This window comes from Streptococcus sp. C150, assembly GCF_000187445.1.
Taxonomy (GTDB): Bacteria; Bacillota; Bacilli; order Lactobacillales; family Streptococcaceae; genus Streptococcus; species Streptococcus raffinosi.
Window position 1 is genome coordinate 19,221 of the sequence record NZ_GL698450.1, and the last position, 16,298, is coordinate 35,518.

The window sequence follows — 16,298 nt, forward strand, 5'->3', positions numbered from 1 at the left end:
TGTGTCAAAGGAGAGCCAATGATTACTGCAAATGATATCGTAAAGGCTAACGAAGTCTTAAAAAACGTAGTGGAACGTACACCACTAGATTTTGATCGCTATTTGTCTGAAAAATACGGAGCAACCATCTATATTAAAAAAGAAAACATGCAAAAGGTGCGCTCTTTCAAATTGCGTGGAGCCTACTATGCCATCCATCAGTTAAGCGATGAGGATAAGGCACGTGGAGTGGTTTGTGCATCAGCCGGCAACCATGCTCAAGGGGTTGCCTACACTTGTAACGAGATGAAGATTCCGGCAACCATCTTTATGCCAGTAACAACGCCTCACCAAAAAATTGGTCAAGTCCGTTTCTTTGGTGGCAAGTTTGTAACAATCAAATTGGTGGGAGATACCTTTGATGCTTCTGCTCAAGCAGCACAGGAATATACCAAGTCTGAAGGCATGACTTTCATTGCTCCATTCGACGATTATAATGTCCAAGCGGGTCAAGGAACAGTTGCTTATGAAATTTATGAGCAGGCTCAAGAGGAGGGTGTTTCCTTTGATAGTATCTTGGTTCCAGTAGGTGGTGGTGGTCTCATCTCTGGTGTTTCTACTTATATCAAAGATGTGGCACCATCTATGGAGGTTATCGGTGTTGAAGCTAGTGGCGCTCGTAGCATGAGAGCAGCTTTTGACCGTGGCTATCCTGTAAAACTCGAAGAAATCGATAAATTTGCGGATGGGATTGCTGTCCAAAAGGTGGGAACCAAAACTTACGAAGTAGCTCGTAAACATGTGGATCGCCTCTTGGGTGTTGATGAAGGGCTGATTTCAGAAACCTTAATTGATATGTACTCTAAAGTTGGTACCATCGCAGAACCTGCAGGTGCAGCTTCTGTAGCGGCCCTTGAAGTGATTAAAGATGAGATTAAGGGAAAAACCATCGTTTGTATCATCTCAGGAGGTAACAATGACATCAACCGTATGCCAGAGATGGAAGAACGTGCCCTTATTTATAATGGCATCAAGCATTACTTTGTGGTTAACTTCCCACAACGTCCTGGTGCCCTTCGTGAATTTGTAAATGATATCTTGGGACCAAATGACGACATCACTCGTTTTGAGTACATCAAACGTGCCAATAAAGGCAAAGGTCCAGTTCTTATTGGCGTGGCTCTTAGTGATAAGAATGATTATGATGGCCTGCTTGAACGTCTTTCGGACTTTGACCCAAGTTACATTAATCTTCACGGTAATGAAACACTTTACAATATGCTTGTCTGAGGACAGGTTTACCTAAGGAGAAAAGAACCGACGAAAGTTGGTTTTTTGTTTTTATTAAGAATAAAAACAAAAAGTTAAAAAAGATTTTAACAAAATAAGTTTGTTAAGCCTTATAATTTCATTATTTATACACTTTAAGAGTCCGAATTTATTTGCAAATATAAATATTAGATTAGAAAGAAAGAGCGTGATTATTTTCTGAAAATATATAACGACTAGTAAAAGTGTTGTAATACCAATGTTTTTATCTTTTAAGGAATACTAAAAAAGCTATTAAATTTTTTAAAAAAATATCCAAAAAAGTCTTGACAAATTTTCGGGGGGGGGATAATTAGTGAGGCATTTTAATTAATGGGGTGTGTTTAAAAGTCAAAAGGAGTTTATGATGAATTCTAAGAAAATCATTTCATCAGTTTCCTTGGCGACAGCTGTCCTTGCGACAGGTATCATTAGCCAAGAAGCACATGCTGATAGTGTTGATACTACTACGACAACAGCCAGTCAGGCACAGCCCCAGTTAGTTACCGCAGAACAAGTTGCATCCGCAAAAGCAACATTTGAAAACAATCAAGAAGCTCAAGCACAAGCTCAGTCAGTGGCTGACAGTAAAAAGCAGGCTTTAGATACTGCTAAAGCAAATACCACAATAGCACAAGATGCTGTTGCAAAAGCAGAAACGGCCGCAGCCTCAGCGACAGATACTAATATTCAGGTGGCTAAAGAGGCTATCCCAACAGCTGAAACTAAGGTACAGTCTGCTAAAGAAGCTGTTGAAACTGCGAAAACGGATGTTACCACAAAAGAGGCTAGTCAGTCGCAAGCACAAGAAGCCGTTAATAAAGCACAAGGTAATGTGAACCAATCTCAGGAAGCGGTTGATGAAGCGACACAAATTCAGTCTGAAAAACAAGCAGTAGTTGATAAAAGTGCTAAGGAAGTTGAAGTAGCTAAACAAGGTGTTACCAATGCACAGGCTACACTGGCTGAGAAGACTAGTAAAGTATCACAAGCTAAACAGAGCGTTGAAACAGCTAAACAAAATGATGCAAAACTTGATGCTGATATAAAGGCTGCAGATATCAATGCTGAAAAAGCATACCAAACCGCTCAAGTTGCTAAAAGTGATGTTGATGCTGCAAAAGCAAAAGCTGATGAAACAGCACAAGTGCTTAAAGATGCGAATCGCCCGACTCATGTCGTAATGAGTGATGAATTCAAACAAAATCTTAAATACTTCTTATTTGAAGCACCAAAAGATAACATGCCAGCTCTACGTGAAGCTGTTCATAAAATCGTTGAATCAGAAGCTGCATCAATCAAATTGAATAAAGCTTATTTTGATACATTTACACCTGATACAACGGGTGTTAAATATGATGTTGAACATCTTCCACTTGAAGTGCAAACCGAATTGAGTCAATATATGGCTTATTTGGTTAACGATATTCGTGCACAACTTGGTCAACCAAAACTTGTTGTTAACACAGATACTATTAAATTTGCTAGCTTGGTAGCTGAAAAATATGAAAAGAACCATGACCCATTTAGTGGACATGATAAGAAAGCTATCAATGATGCTGCAAAAGAAATGGGTTATTGGTATGACAACGGCTATTATACGAATCCCTATGAAAATATGGCTGGTGGATATATCAAATCATCATTCAACTTAGATGATGATAGTAATAGTCTTTATAAAGTTGGCGATAAAGTTGAAGCAACAAAATCAGAATTGTATAACTTAATTGCCGATAATGTTGCAGGTTTCCTTTATGAAGGTGAAGCAAATGGTTCATATACACATGCAGCTTCATTAATCACAGACCCATCATTGGGTCTTGCTCTTACTTTGACTCATACGAATCAAGGCTTCGGTGAACTTCCAATGATTGAAACACATGTACTTTGCACAGATGATAAATCGTTACTAGATTCAAGCAAGAACGTACCTGATTTGGTAATTCCAGATAAGCAAGCCGCAGAAGTTGCCGACCGAGCAGCTCAAGCAGCCTTGGTAACAGCCACAGCGCAAGCACAAGCAGCCCAAACACATTTTGAACAAGCAAAAGCTGCCTATGATGCCTTGGTAGCAACACCACGTCAAACAGCAGATGCAGAAGCAAAATTGGCAACAGCTAAAGCTGAATTAGTAAATGCCCAAACAGCGCTTGAAACAGCTGAAAACACATTGGCAACAGTGACCGCATCACATGCAGATAAAGTAGCTGCATTAGACATGGCAAAAACAGCCCGTGATGAAGCGGTAAATGCTTTGACTGCAGAACAAAACAAGTTGGCAACAGCTAATGCTGAATTAGCTCAACGTGAAACTGCAACAACAGTAGCAAAAGCTAAACTTCGTGAAGTTGAACAAGCTGTGAAAGATGCTGAGCAAGCAGTAATAGATGCAAAAGCTACTTATGAGCAACTTGTGAAAGCTAAAGCTAATCTTGAAACTGCTCGACAAGCTTACGCCAAAGCAGTAGCAGCACAAGACGTTGCTCAAGTTGCCTATGACAAAGCAATGGTAGCATTAACAAATGCGAAAGCTCAAACGGCATTGAGTGGCACCAAGTATACTAACTTAAAAGCTGCCTATGATGCTCGTATTGCTTATGAAGCGGCTCAACGAAAGGCAAAAGAAGAAGCGCTACGCCGACAAGCTGAGCGTGATGCTAAAGCTAAACAAGTAAGACAGGATGTGAATGGTACCCAGTCTAATCGTGTGAACTCAAATACATATGCTGGAGTTCATACGACATCATTTTCTGCTGTTCAAGTAGCAACAGCAGAGGCGACGCAAGCAGTCGTAAACCGTCGTGGAGCGACGGGCTATCAAGCACCACTCCCACAAACTGGTGAAGCTGATACAGCAGTTTATCTTTTAGCAGGACTAGGCGTCCTTGGACTTGCAGGTGTGACAGCTCGTAAACGTCGTGGATAAAGATGACTTTACACCATATTTATTGAAAAGGGATATTGTAAAATGAAAAATATGAAAAAATGTTATTAGGTGTTTCTCTTCTAGCTATGAGTCTTGTTTTGGTAGCCTGTAGTTCAGGCCCTAAGGGAACTTATAAGGGAAAAACTATGGGAGTTGAAGTGACACTTAAGTCTGATGGTAAAAAAGCAACCATGACTTCAGAGTCAAACTTTTTAGGAATGAGTTCTTCTCAAGATGAAGAACTTACCATAGATAAGAAGAATAAGACTATGAAATCAGATAAAGGAATCACCTATGACTATACCTTGGACGGCGATAAGTTGACCTTGACTGCTAAAGGTTTGAAAGCTGAATTAACCAAAGAAAAATAATAAAAGTGGAACTATCTAGATTGTGCTAGGTAGTTCCTTTTGAAAGGGTATTATGAAAAAACAATTATTAAGTCTTGTATTGTTGTCTAGTCTGTTGCCACTTGTCGCTTGCCAGAAGCTACCGACATCACAATCGAAAATAAAAAATTCGACTTCAACACCTTCTCAAGTGAAAGAGTCACAAAATGAGGCTCCTTCAACCTCAAGTAGTTCTAGTAAAAAAGAAGATAACGAAAAACTCTATGCATCTGTTCTAGACATTTATCGTCCAATTATTGTGAATAAAAGTGTATCTTCTGTTCCTAGTGGTTTATCCACTGATGAAGCTTATGCAACTAATATTATTTTTGATGCGGTCAATGCGGGTGAAACTATTCAATATAGTTTTGCTGATATTAATAAGGATGGTAAGGATGAACTTCTAATTGGATCTCCTGAAAAGGTACACGCTATTTATTATCTTAATAATACGGATCAGCCTGTGTTTGCTATTAGTGCTGGGACTTCTGCCAAGGGTGGTTATTTGACTGATATGAAGATTTACAGTGATGGTACCATCTACTGTCAACAATTCCAGAGAATGAGACCTGAAGCTAAGGCAGAAACTTATGAAATTAAGAATGGAGCTTTCAATCAGACACAGTCTGTTGACTTTAGTATGGCAGATACAAAAGATGGCACAAGTCTAGTTGGTCTTAGTGGTACTAGTTTATTTGAACTAGGTCAAGAGTCATGGAAAGATTTTAGTGATTCCAATGACAGTCAGACTAGTACAAATGAAGCTAAGAATGACTCTAGTAGTAAAGAAAGTAGTTCAAGCAAGTTTGATGCTAAACAGTCTGGCATGGATATTAATGCTATTCAAAAAGGTGATTTCTCTAGTATTGCTGGGACTTGGAAAAATGGTAGAGGTGACATCTTGACCTTTGATAATAACGGTTTAGTTAGTGATAAAGAGAAGGTAGCGACTGAATATGCGAAATTTACAGATGGCTACCTTACTGCAAGTACTGGTCCAAAATCAGGCGTAGGACCTGGTGGCGAAGCGATGGCATTTCTTCCTAAAGGTGCATCCTTAACAAATGCTATTACTTCATCGAATGACAACGTAGATGACCAATCAGACAAAAATAAGGACCGTATATGGGCCGGTCAATCGCTAATTGGAACAACTGATGATAGTTATTTTTATTATAAAGTAAACTAATCTTGTTAATGTATGTTAGAGGTTAAAATATGAAGCAATTTGGTAAATGGCTGTTGGTTGGTGTAGTGACTATTATAGCTTTGAAATATACTTATGGTCTTCTTTACAATGTTTTTCAACCATTTAGTGATTTTTTGATTACACATTTATCTTTTCCTGATTGGTTAGCAAATTTCCTAGGCGGAACCTTTCATACTAGTGTCTATGTACTTGCTGTTTGGTGGTTTTCTGGCATCCTTGGTCTGGTTCCTCGTCTTGGTCAGTTCATTGAAAAGTATGGTTGGGTAGTTTTTATTCTTTCGTGGTTAGGTATTAGTGCAACTATAATTATTGCCCTCTTAGTTCTTGCAGCTATAGCTATTTGTTATTTATTCTCAGAAACAATGAATGAGCCAAGCGAAAGTAACACGATATCGGGTGGTGGTATGGATACCTCTGTTCAGAATAATATTCGCCGTCAAGATGACAGAAACAAGGCTTTGGATGAACGTGACCGTATTGAAAGAGGTTTAATGCATCAAAAACGTTGTGAAGAACGTGCGGGAAATCAAGCAAATGCACGATATTATCAGGATGCAATTGATGCTAATCGGAGGAATTCTCCTCGTTGAGTAGGAACGTCTTTCGGAATTTGATCCAAGTTACATCAATCTTCACGGTAATGAAACACTTTACAATATGCTTGTCTGAGGACAGGTTTACCTAAGGAGAAAAGAACCGACGAAAGTCGATTTTTTTCTATTTGTAAATAGAAAAAAGTCTTGTCTTCAATCAAAAACCCTCAGTATTTCTACTGAGGGCTATTGTCGTTATTCGATAATTAAGAGTCCATCTTTGATGGCAAATGGATTGTCTTTGTTAATATGGTCGTAGAACATGATACCGTTAGTATGGTCAATTTCGTGTTGGACAACGATTGAATTGTAGCCACGGAATTTGATGCGTTTCTTTTCACCTTCTTTGTTGAAGTATTCAACGGTTACACGTGCGTGGCGAACAACATAGCCAGGGACATCACGGTCTACTGAAAGGCATCCTTCTCCCTCACCTAGGGCAGCATCCTGAACAGAATGGGCAACGACTTTAGGGTTATACATAATCTCTTGAAGGCTGTAGGCTTCTTTTGGTGGATTGCCTTCAGCGTCTTCAGGATTTGGGACAAGAACGGCGATAATACGTTTTGAAATATCTAATTGTGGGGCTGCTAGACCGACTCCCCCACGAAGCCCCATTTTTTCAGCAATGATAGGATCCTGTGAATTACGAAGAAATTGCATCATTTTTTCACCCAGGATAATATCTTCATCTGAAAGTGGAAGGGTTACGTCTTCAGCGACAGCACGTAAGGTTGGGTTACCTTCACGAATGATATCATTCATATCAATCATATGGTTGGCGCGGATAATTTTAGTTTGAGCGTCCATTTATTTACCTCTATTTTCTTTGATTTACTTGTTTATAACTATAGCACAAAAGGGGTGAAAATTAAACCATCAAGGGTTCAGCGAAAGCTTTTTCTAATCAATAAAAGCTAGTGTTTCCAAGGTCTGTCGCTGTAAGATACCATAGGTCTTAAAGGCTACCTTTTCAATGATTCCTTGGTCGATAAACTGTTTGATGACTCTTTGGACATGGCGGTAGCTGGTCCCAAAACTGGCTGCTAAAATAGATGGCGACAGTTGGAAGTTACCCTCTTCCTCAATACTCAAGATGTGGGTAGCCAAACGCTCCCTGACAGGGTAGCTAACATTTCTTGAGGCAGTAATACCTTGCTTATGTAGTGCCATTGCTAGGTTACGCCCAATTTGATAGAGAAAAACTGGGTCTTCAAGGAGAGATTCTTTATTATTTAATGGCAGTTGAACTGCCTGAACGTCTTCGAGGGCAATGACTGAGGAACCCGCTAATTGATTAGTCATGAGTTCAACGTCTCCCAATAGCTGTGGTTGGTGAAGCATTTCTAGGATATGTTCTTTACCATTGGATAGGGAGCGAACAATTTTTACTCTACCTGATAAAATGTAGGTTAGCTCAGTGATAGCTTGCCCTTGTGTGCATATGTAGTCGCCTTTCTGAAAGGTGACCTTTTGTAATTGATTAAGGTAGGCTGCAGGAAAGACCTGGTCAAGCTGAGGTCTTGTAGTGGGATTAGGCATATGTCTCCTTTTTAGGACCTAGGTCCTATTTTTTTAGCTCTTCTTAGATTATAATGAAAAAATAACTATCAGACAAGTAAAGAAAGGATGCTCTTATCCCGATACTATGACAAAAATTTTAGAAAAAATAAGCCTGCTTGGGCTATCCTTGCTTTTGATTTCGGCCTTCTCGATTTCAACCGCTCTACCACCTATGTTGGACTACTATAGTCCAACATATACTGCTTCTCAAGTCGAGCTTTTAGTGTCTGTTCCTTCATTTTCTGTAGTGGCTATGCTCTTACTTAACCCTTTGGTTGACAGATGGTTAAATGACAGACAATTGATTATGACAGGTTTAATTTTACTAAGTAGTGCTGGAATCTTCCCCTTCTTTGTTCAATTGTATCCACTTGTTTTACTGTCACGTCTTGTTTTTGGAATGGGAATTGGTCTCATCAATGCTAAGGCTATTTCCATTATCAGTCAGCGTTATCAGGGCAAAGAGAGGGTTCAAATGCTTGGGATTCGAGGTTCCATAGAATTGATTGGTGGAGCGTCGTGTTCCCTTTTGGTTGGACAATTACTGAAAATTCATTGGACACTTGCTTTTCTTATCTATGGTTTTGGTTTTATCATCCTAACCATGTACCTCCTCTTTGTACCACCAATGGAGCAGACAGAGAAGAAAGAGGCACAAAAAAGTAAACAAGGTCTGGATAAAAAAGATTTGGCTATGATTTTAGGTATGGCCCTCTTAGCAGGCTTTGTGATTTGCGTTAATTCATCGATTAGTTTGCGCGTGCCTCTGTTTCAAGTTGATGGTAAGACCATTGCAAGTGGTCAATCAGCTCTGGTCCTTAGTTTGGAGCAGGGAATTGGTATTGTAGCTGGACTTAGCTTTGCTTCATTGATAGGTCACATTAAGAACCGTCTCTTGCCGCTGGCGCTGTTTTGCCTATCTACTTGCCTACTTGGAATATCCCTAGCTAACAACTTGCTGATATTGATTTTGTCTTCTGTTGGTGTTGGTTTCTTTTACAATATTGTTTTGACCATTATCTTTAACCGTCTTTCTGAACGTATTACTAGAAATTTGCTGAATAAGGCGACAGCTTATGTTCTCCTAGGATGCAACTTAGGCTCAGCCGTATCTCCTTATGTTTTAAAATTGTTGGCACTGGTCTCTCCAAGTTTTAGTTGGATTTTCCTAGCTTATGCTGTGGTCAGTTTTCTACTTTTCCTAGGATTCCTTCTAAATTCAAAAATGGTCAAAAAAGCCTAGGCCATGAAAGTCTTAAACAGGGAATCTTACGATTGACAAAGATTAGTAGATAAGCTAAAATAGAGAGGTCGTAAAGACAAACCAACTCTTTCTTGGTTTTAGGAGAGCCAATCCTAAGACTCGGATGGAGCAAAAAAAGGAGAAAAAACATGGCAATCTCAAAAGAGAAAAAAAATGAAATCATTGCACAATACGCACGTCACGAAGGTGACACTGGTTCAGTAGAGGTTCAAGTTGCTGTCCTTACTTGGGAAATCAACCACCTTAACGACCACATCAAACAACACAAAAAAGACCACGCTACTTACCGTGGTTTGATGAAAAAAATCGGTCACCGTCGTAACTTGTTGGCATACCTTCGTCGCACAGACGTTAACCGTTACCGTGAGTTGATTAGCTCACTCGGACTCCGTCGTTAATTCAAGATACAAAGGCCGTCAAAAGCACAAAGCAAAAATAGGAAAATTGACGAAGAAACCTCAGTTTCTAGGAAATTTTATCTTTTTTGCCAAGTGCTTAGGCCGTGTTCGATTGAATACAAAAAAGTTAAGTTACTCTGTTATAGGGTAGCTTTTCTTTTTTACTAGAATTTCAGTATTATCTTCGGCTTCGGTTCCTAGCATCGTAAGGTAAAATAAACCAGATTCATCTCCCTTCGGGGAGATTTTTATTTTCACTAGGAGTTTAGCTCGAGTTCAAAACAGCTCTCTAGACTCAGAGGGCTGTTATTTTTGTCTTTTGGTTTATGTTTAATTCAAGATACGAAGACCGTTAAAAGCACAAAGCAAAAATAGGAAAATTGACGAAGAAACTTCAGTTTCTAGGAGATTTTATCTTTTTTGCCAAGTGCTTAGGTCATGTTCAATTGAATACATGAAGATAGAACTGCTCTATGAAGGAGCGGTTTTTCTTTTTCACTAGGATTTTAGCCCGAGTTCAGGGGCACCGTCTTTGGAGGTTGTATTCCTCTCAAAATGTCGTTTACAATTAGTAACAATAACTTAAACATAAAACAAAAATGACCTCCAGATTTTAGGTCTGGAGGCATCTTCTATGTTAAGATTTTTTTGATGAATGTTTGAAATTGAGGAAGTTGATGAATGGCATTTCCAATAAGAATACCTAACATATTTAAGACAATATCTCCTAAATCAAATATTCCCATATGCCCAAAGTATTGAATGGATTCGATAGAAAATAGGGCAATAAGGCAAAGCAGTAGGTTACTTAACCGTGAAGGGAAGAGGAGACCTAGAGGAATAAACATTAGTAGGTTCATGATGGGAACAAAGTGGCTTCCCCAGTACAGTTCTCGGGCGAAAGAAAGGGGGTTAAGCGAGAGGCCTTGTAGGCCGATATTTTTCAAAAAAAGCAGATAAAAGAGGGCTATAAAGTAAATCAGATAGAGTAAGAGTAGTGTCTGCTTTTTAAGTTTTCTAGTCAGGAGGAGTTTCAAGAAGGCGTAGATGACATAACTAAGCAAAACGATGATTACAATGTTAAGTAGGACTTGAAAATAGAAGCCATAATGGGCGATGTAATGAACGTACTGTTCGAGATGGCCTCTGTAAAACCAGTAAGATAAGCCGAATGAAACGATTCCGAGTAAGATGTCACCCAATGATTTTAATCCTTTTGCCATCGTAAGCCTCCTTTTGCATGTGATGAGTACACATTATATCAAAAAATCTTTTAAAGAAAGTTAAGAAACTGTAACGAAAATTTGGTAAAATGAACAGATAAGGCAAATTCAAAGACTAAAAAGGGCCTTTGAAACAGCATTTCTACTTTTGACTAACAATTTAATATTTTTTGTAAACAAGCTGTGAAAGCTTATAAAACAATTAAATTTTAAAAATTAGGAGTCAACATCTTGTTTCAATATTATTAAAATGTTATTATATAGTAGTGAATTTTTAACATAAAAAGGAGTTCGTCTTATGAATAAAAAGGTTTTGGCGACAGCCGGAATTGCAGCTCTTGCGGTTTCTGCCACAGTTGCTAAAGCTGATGAGGTGACGACAAACGATCAAGCCTCAACAACAGCATCAGTATCATCAACAGCTACACAAGCTGTCCCAACTCAAGCCCAAGTCGAAACGGCTAGAGAACAAGCCAACGCTGCTAATCAAGCAGTATCACAACAAGCATCAGTAGTTGCTAATAACGAAGCGACTGTTAACCAGGCGCAAGCAAACCTAGCGACAGCAGATGCCAACTTGCAACAGGCGCAAACAGCAGCCAATGAGGCAAGTCCAGAAGCTATTGCAGCTGCTCAAGGTCAAGTAACTACAGCTGAAAAAGCAGCCAATGACGCTAAGTCAGCAGTTTCTAGTGCTCAATCAGCAGAAAAATCTGCTAAAGCTGCAGCAGACAAGCAACAAGCTGCGGTAAATGCAGACCAAGCTAAGGTCAATGCCAAAGCAACAGAAGTTGCCAATGCTCAAAAATCAGTTGATGCCGCTAAAGCTGCTCTTAATGGTTCTAGTGCTGCTGATGCAGCCTCTAATCAGGCTAAAGCACAGACTGTATTTGATGCAGCAACGGTAGCTGAGAAGAAAGCCCAAGAAGAATTGGCAGCCGCTCAGGCAGCTGATAAAGAAAAGGCAACTGCTATTGCAGCTAAAGAAGGGCAATTGACTGCAGATCAAAATGCAGCTAACCAAGCTAAAGCAGCTTATGAAAATGCCCAAACAGTAGCCAATGAAAAAGCAGCCGCTCTTGCAGCTGCCGAAGCAGCTAAGAAAAAAGCAGAAGCTTCAACAGCTACTACAGCCAATGCTCGCCAAAGATTCACAGTATCGTCAGAGTATGTCAATGCTCTTAAGACATATGAGTCAAAAACAGCTACAGCAGCAGAAAAAGCACAAGCTGAACAGACTTTGAAGAACGTTAACAAACGTGATCGTAGTAACAATAGCTACCAAGATAATGAAGCAGATAAAAATGTGACAATCAGTGATTTGAACAATCTTAGTGAAGCTCAAATTACAGATCTGTCATTGTATGCTTCAAGTTTGGTTAACCAAATCCGTACAGCCTTTGGTACAACTCAAACATCTGTATCTAAAGGTAGTGTATTGGCAGCAGACCGTGTTACAGATGGTTATGTTGCTGACAACTGGGGTTGGGAATCTATCCGTAATAACCAACATGATGGTGCAGCTCTTGACCGTGCTGGTAAGTCTTTCCATAGTGTAAGTATTGGTGAAAACCTCAACACATGGCAAGGTTTGACAGGTCCATTCACTCTTAATGACCTTAAGAAATATGTATTTGAAGCTATGCTTGACTTCATGTTTAATGGTAGAGAGTGGAACCACGCTCGTTCTATTGCAGGGCTTCTAGCAGATGGAGGCGAAACTTACCTTGGTACAGATGTCAGTGTCGTTGCAGGTGCCTTTAACGTTCACGTTAACAATGTGAATAAAAACTCTACTGGTCCTGATAGTGACTTTGATACGACTAAGATTCCTAATCCATATGAGACTAACCAATCTCAACCAGCTCCAAGCTCAAACCAAACAGCTGCTAAGCAAGCATATGAAGCTGCTAAACAAGCTAACGATCAAGCACAAAGTGATTTAGCAAGCAAGAAAGCAGCCTCTGAGTCTGCAACTCTTAAACTTAATAATACACAATCAGAACTTTCTGCTCTTAAAGCTTCAGCAAGCAAGTTGGCAACAGCTCAGACTAACCTCTCTGAAAAACAAGCAGCCCTTGCTACAGCCAAATCAGAATTGGAAAAGGCTAACGCTACTGTTGCCAACCTTAATGATAATGCACAAGAAAAAGCAGCAGCTCTCAGCAAAGCTCAAGCAGCTCTTGATGAAAAACAAGCTGAGCTTCAAACAGCTAAAGCTAATCTTGCAACAAGCTCTGCGGCCTTGCAACGTTTGACAAATGCTTATAACGCTGCTAAACAAGATACTGCTAAGAAACAAGCAGCCTTGACACAAGCAAACCAAGCTTTGACAGCTGCTAGGAACCGTGTAGCAGCCCTTACGAATGCTTCAGGTAATCTAGCTAAGGCTAAGGCAGAACGTGCAACAGTCTTTGATAAATTGACTGCGGCGAAAGGTGTTCTCTCAGCTGAGCGTGCGAAACTTGTTGAATTGTCCGCTAAACGTGATAAATTAACAAGCGACTATACGACTCTTCAAACTGTCTTTGATAACTATATGAAAGCTAAGGCGGACAAAGAACGTCAAACAGAATTGGCTAAAGAGTTTGCGGACATCACATCTAAAGGTCTTACACCAGTACCTGTTTATGATGCAGATGGTAAGGTTGTTGCTTTCACAACACCAGAAAAGGCAGCTCAAACAGTAGATCAAATTCCTGTAAGTTATGTTCAAACCAAAGCTGAGAAACAAGCTCCTGTACAAGAAGCAGATAGCTTGCCAGCAACAGGTGAGTCAGCTGCAGCAGGACTTAGCCTTGTAGGTTTCTTTATGACCATCTTGGCCTTCCTTGGTTTTGTTGACAGACGTACACGTCGTAACTAATTATAGACAAAAAAACGGCAGATGCCGTTTTTTTATATATTTGAGAATCTAAAAAAAGTTAAGGTCGAAACCTTAACTTTTTCGTTTTTAACCCAAGAAACGTTTGAGGAATTCCTTGGTACGTTCTTCTTTAGGATTTTCAAAGAGTTGTTCTGGACTACCTTGTTCAGCGATAACACCCTGATCCATGAAGATGACACGGTCTGAAACGTCACGTGCGAACTCCATTTCATGGGTTACGATAATCATGGTTAAACCAGTTTGAGATAGTTCCTGCATGGTCTTGAGAACTTCCCCAACCATTTCTGGGTCTAGGGCTGAGGTAGGTTCGTCAAATAGGATGGCTTCTGGATTTACAGAGAGGGCGCGAGCGATAGCAACACGCTGTTTTTGTCCCCCTGAAAGTTGTTTTGGTTTAGCTTTCCAATATTGTTCACCCATGCCAACTTTCTCCAAGTTTGCCTTGGCGATACTCTCAGCTTCTTTGCGATCACGTTTGAGAACAGTTGTTTGAGCCACGATGGCATTTTCTAAAACGTTGAGGTTTTCAAAGAGGTTGAAGGATTGGAACACCATTCCTAGTTTTTCACGATAAGCAGTAAGATTATAGCCCTTTTCAAGAACATTTTCTCCATGGAAGAGAATCTCACCGCCTGAAGGTGATTCAAGCAAGTTAATGGAGCGAAGGAAGGTTGATTTACCTGAACCTGACGAACCAATAATTGAGATAACTTCCCCTTCTTTAACACTGAGGGAGATATCTTTGAGGACTTCATTTTGTCCGTATGATTTTTTGAGGTTTTTGATTTCTAAAATCGTCTCAGTCATTAGTGAGCCCCTCCTTGTGTGTATGTATCTTGGTCAAAGCGGCGTTCTACGTAACGTAAGATACGTGTCACTGTAAAGGTAAGGACAAAGTAGATGGCTGCGATAACAAAGAATGTTTGGAAGTATTGGTAAGTTTGTGTTGCCACAGTATTACCAGCGAAGTAAAGTTCGACAACAGAGATAACGTTCAAAACAGAAGTATCCTTGATGTTGATAACGAATTCATTACCAGTGGCTGGCAAGATGTTACGGATAACCTGTGGAAGAACAATCTTACGCATGGTTTGACCGTGAGAGAAACCAAGAGCAGTTGCGGCTTCGAATTGTCCCTTGTCTACTGCGAAGATACCACCACGAACGATTTCACTCATGTAGGCACCGGTATTAATAGACACAATAATAACAGCGGCTAGGGTACGGTCAATATTGATACCAAAGGCTTGGGCAGTACCGTAGTAGATAACCATAGATTGTACAATCATAGGAGTGCCACGGAAGACTTCAATATAAACATTGAGAATCCAACCGAAGACTTTTTGGAGCAAGGCCACCAATTTATTCGCAGCCTTTGGAGCTGTGCGGTAAACACCGATCATAAGACCAATGAAGGTTCCAACAACAGTACCGACAATTGAGATAAGAAGGGTAATTCCTGTACCACGTAAGAATTGTGGCCAGTTTTTACTTAGAATAGTTGCCATTTGGCTAAAGAAGCCAGTCTTCTTTGTTTCATCATGTTTTTCAGCAGGCTGAATACTAATGATGTGGTTCATGAGTTTAGCTCGGTCATCTTGACTAATAGTGGCAAGGACCTTATTAACTTGAGTGAGTGTTTCTGTATCGTCCTTACGAAGACCAACGGCAATCGAAATGTCGTCGTTAGAGACCTTGAATCCGTCACCTTTTTTGAGAGCTATCATCTTGTAAGTTGAGCTAGCTGCCTCAGCTGTAAGTGCTTCAGGTCTCTCAGAGATATAACCATCGATAATGCCAGAAGATAGCGCTTGACGCATGGCACCAAAGTCACTCATGGGTGTTTGTTTATCAACATTTGGAATTTGTGTGATTAGGTCTACCAAGTAGTTTCCCTGTTGGGCAGTAATCTTGGCCCCCTTGAAATCGTCAATCGTTTTTGCATTGGCATACTTACCTTTTGCATCGACCACAACTACAGGTTCACTCGTATAGTAGCTATCTGAGAAGTTGATTTCTTTACGGCGTTCAGCAGTTGTACTCATACCTGCAACAATCATATCAATCTTACTAGATGTGAGGGCAGGGATGAGACCGGTCCAGGCCGTTTTGACGACTAAAGGTTTCTTACCTTGAGCTTCAGCGATTTTTTTAGCGATTTGCACGTCATAACCGTTGGCATACTGTTTTGTTCCTTCGATTGGAACAGCTCCATTTGAGTTATCGTCCTGTGTCCAGTTAAAAGGTGCGTAGGCAGCCTCCATCCCGACACGGAGATACTCGTCTGCTTGAGCGCTTGATACCCCACCAAAAACGAGGAGAAGCGCTGCAAAGCAGGCTACAATAATTTTTTTCATTGAAACAATGTCTCCTATAAAAATGTCATTCCTTACTATTTTACAGGAAATTAGGACTGATGACAATAAGTTAAGACTAGAAAAAAACTGTATATCAGGATTGTCTTTAAATACAGTTGCTAATTTGATATAATGGGAAGGACAATTTAGAGCCTTACTCACTATTAGTGTGATAAGACTAACATTTTAAAACGGAGTGAA

13 protein-coding genes are annotated in these 16,298 nt (G+C 40.0%); 8 read left to right on the plus strand and 5 right to left on the minus strand.

The features are described from left to right. Positions 1-18: 18 nt before the first annotated feature. The 5 genes from ilvA to HMPREF0848_RS07480 all read left to right on the plus strand — a co-directional run bounded on the left by ilvA (position 19) and on the right by HMPREF0848_RS07480 (position 6,402). On the plus strand, positions 19-1,269 hold the full coding sequence (gene ilvA / locus HMPREF0848_RS07460) for a threonine ammonia-lyase IlvA (RefSeq protein WP_008535698.1): 1,251 nt from the start codon (positions 19-21) through the stop codon (positions 1,267-1,269). A 385-nt stretch (positions 1,270-1,654) separates the two neighbouring features. After that, complete coding sequence (locus HMPREF0848_RS07465; protein WP_037609330.1) at positions 1,655-4,213, plus strand: SEC10/PgrA surface exclusion domain-containing protein; 2,559 nt, start codon at positions 1,655-1,657, stop codon at positions 4,211-4,213. Between the two features lie 59 nt (positions 4,214-4,272). Then, positions 4,273-4,584, plus strand: coding sequence for a hypothetical protein (locus HMPREF0848_RS07470; RefSeq protein ID WP_008535702.1), 312 nt, complete (start codon positions 4,273-4,275; stop codon positions 4,582-4,584). Positions 4,585-4,636: 52 nt separating this feature from the next. Continuing rightward, positions 4,637-5,791 carry a DUF6287 domain-containing protein gene (locus HMPREF0848_RS07475; RefSeq protein ID WP_037609333.1) on the plus strand — a complete coding sequence of 385 codons (1,155 nt, stop codon included), beginning with the start codon at positions 4,637-4,639 and terminating at the stop codon, positions 5,789-5,791. 29 nt (positions 5,792-5,820) lie between these two features. Then, positions 5,821-6,402 (plus strand): hypothetical protein, encoded by a 582-nt coding sequence (locus HMPREF0848_RS07480; RefSeq protein WP_008535706.1) that lies wholly within the window; start codon positions 5,821-5,823, stop codon positions 6,400-6,402. 198 nt (positions 6,403-6,600) lie between these two features. On the opposite strand, the gene def is transcribed toward HMPREF0848_RS07480, so the two are convergent. Both def and HMPREF0848_RS07490 read right to left on the minus strand, forming a co-directional pair. Next, the gene (gene def / locus HMPREF0848_RS07485) at positions 6,601-7,215 is read right to left on the minus strand and encodes a peptide deformylase (RefSeq protein WP_008535708.1); all 615 of its coding nucleotides are present in this window, start codon (positions 7,213-7,215) and stop codon (positions 6,601-6,603) included. A 93-nt stretch (positions 7,216-7,308) separates the two neighbouring features. Then, positions 7,309-7,947: a Crp/Fnr family transcriptional regulator gene (locus tag HMPREF0848_RS07490; RefSeq protein ID WP_008535710.1), complete on the minus strand. Its 639-nt coding sequence runs from the start codon at positions 7,945-7,947 to the stop codon at positions 7,309-7,311. 106 nt (positions 7,948-8,053) lie between these two features. Between HMPREF0848_RS07490 and HMPREF0848_RS07495 the strand changes: the two genes are divergently transcribed. Further along, the gene (locus HMPREF0848_RS07495; protein ID WP_008535713.1) at positions 8,054-9,211 is read left to right on the plus strand and encodes an MFS transporter; all 1,158 of its coding nucleotides are present in this window, start codon (positions 8,054-8,056) and stop codon (positions 9,209-9,211) included. A gap of 149 nt (positions 9,212-9,360) precedes the next feature. Then, on the plus strand, positions 9,361-9,630 hold the full coding sequence (rpsO, locus tag HMPREF0848_RS07500; protein WP_008535715.1) for a 30S ribosomal protein S15: 270 nt from the start codon (positions 9,361-9,363) through the stop codon (positions 9,628-9,630). Between the two features lie 632 nt (positions 9,631-10,262). Here rpsO and HMPREF0848_RS07505 read toward each other — a convergent pair. Then, entirely contained in the window at positions 10,263-10,853 is a 591-nt protein-coding gene (locus HMPREF0848_RS07505; RefSeq protein WP_008535717.1) for a VanZ family protein, read from the minus strand. 298 nt (positions 10,854-11,151) lie between these two features. On the opposite strand from HMPREF0848_RS07505, the gene HMPREF0848_RS07510 reads away from it, so the two are divergent. Further along, positions 11,152-13,719: an SEC10/PgrA surface exclusion domain-containing protein gene (locus tag HMPREF0848_RS07510; RefSeq protein ID WP_008535719.1), complete on the plus strand. Its 2,568-nt coding sequence runs from the start codon at positions 11,152-11,154 to the stop codon at positions 13,717-13,719. Between the two features lie 87 nt (positions 13,720-13,806). On the opposite strand, the gene HMPREF0848_RS07515 is transcribed toward HMPREF0848_RS07510, so the two are convergent. Both HMPREF0848_RS07515 and HMPREF0848_RS07520 read right to left on the minus strand, forming a co-directional pair. After that, positions 13,807-14,547: an amino acid ABC transporter ATP-binding protein gene (locus HMPREF0848_RS07515; RefSeq protein ID WP_008535720.1), complete on the minus strand. Its 741-nt coding sequence runs from the start codon at positions 14,545-14,547 to the stop codon at positions 13,807-13,809. Then, positions 14,547-16,097: an ABC transporter substrate-binding protein/permease gene (locus HMPREF0848_RS07520; protein WP_008535721.1), complete on the minus strand. Its 1,551-nt coding sequence runs from the start codon at positions 16,095-16,097 to the stop codon at positions 14,547-14,549. Before HMPREF0848_RS07520 ends, HMPREF0848_RS07515 begins: the two co-directional genes overlap by 1 nt. Positions 16,098-16,298 lie beyond the last annotated feature (201 nt).

Coding starts and splice junctions, on each gene's coding strand:
- ilvA (WP_008535698.1), top strand. CDS start 19: ATGATTACTGCAAATGATATCGTAAAGGCTAACGAAGTCTTAAAAAAC.
- HMPREF0848_RS07465 (WP_037609330.1), top strand. CDS start 1,655: ATGAATTCTAAGAAAATCATTTCATCAGTTTCCTTGGCGACAGCTGTC.
- HMPREF0848_RS07470 (WP_008535702.1), top strand. CDS start 4,273: ATGTTATTAGGTGTTTCTCTTCTAGCTATGAGTCTTGTTTTGGTAGCC.
- HMPREF0848_RS07475 (WP_037609333.1), top strand. CDS start 4,637: ATGAAAAAACAATTATTAAGTCTTGTATTGTTGTCTAGTCTGTTGCCA.
- HMPREF0848_RS07480 (WP_008535706.1), top strand. CDS start 5,821: ATGAAGCAATTTGGTAAATGGCTGTTGGTTGGTGTAGTGACTATTATA.
- def (WP_008535708.1), bottom strand. CDS start 7,215: ATGGACGCTCAAACTAAAATTATCCGCGCCAACCATATGATTGATATG.
- HMPREF0848_RS07490 (WP_008535710.1), bottom strand. CDS start 7,947: ATGCCTAATCCCACTACAAGACCTCAGCTTGACCAGGTCTTTCCTGCA.
- HMPREF0848_RS07495 (WP_008535713.1), top strand. CDS start 8,054: ATGACAAAAATTTTAGAAAAAATAAGCCTGCTTGGGCTATCCTTGCTT.
- rpsO (WP_008535715.1), top strand. CDS start 9,361: ATGGCAATCTCAAAAGAGAAAAAAAATGAAATCATTGCACAATACGCA.
- HMPREF0848_RS07505 (WP_008535717.1), bottom strand. CDS start 10,853: ATGGCAAAAGGATTAAAATCATTGGGTGACATCTTACTCGGAATCGTT.
- HMPREF0848_RS07510 (WP_008535719.1), top strand. CDS start 11,152: ATGAATAAAAAGGTTTTGGCGACAGCCGGAATTGCAGCTCTTGCGGTT.
- HMPREF0848_RS07515 (WP_008535720.1), bottom strand. CDS start 14,547: ATGACTGAGACGATTTTAGAAATCAAAAACCTCAAAAAATCATACGGA.
- HMPREF0848_RS07520 (WP_008535721.1), bottom strand. CDS start 16,097: ATGAAAAAAATTATTGTAGCCTGCTTTGCAGCGCTTCTCCTCGTTTTT.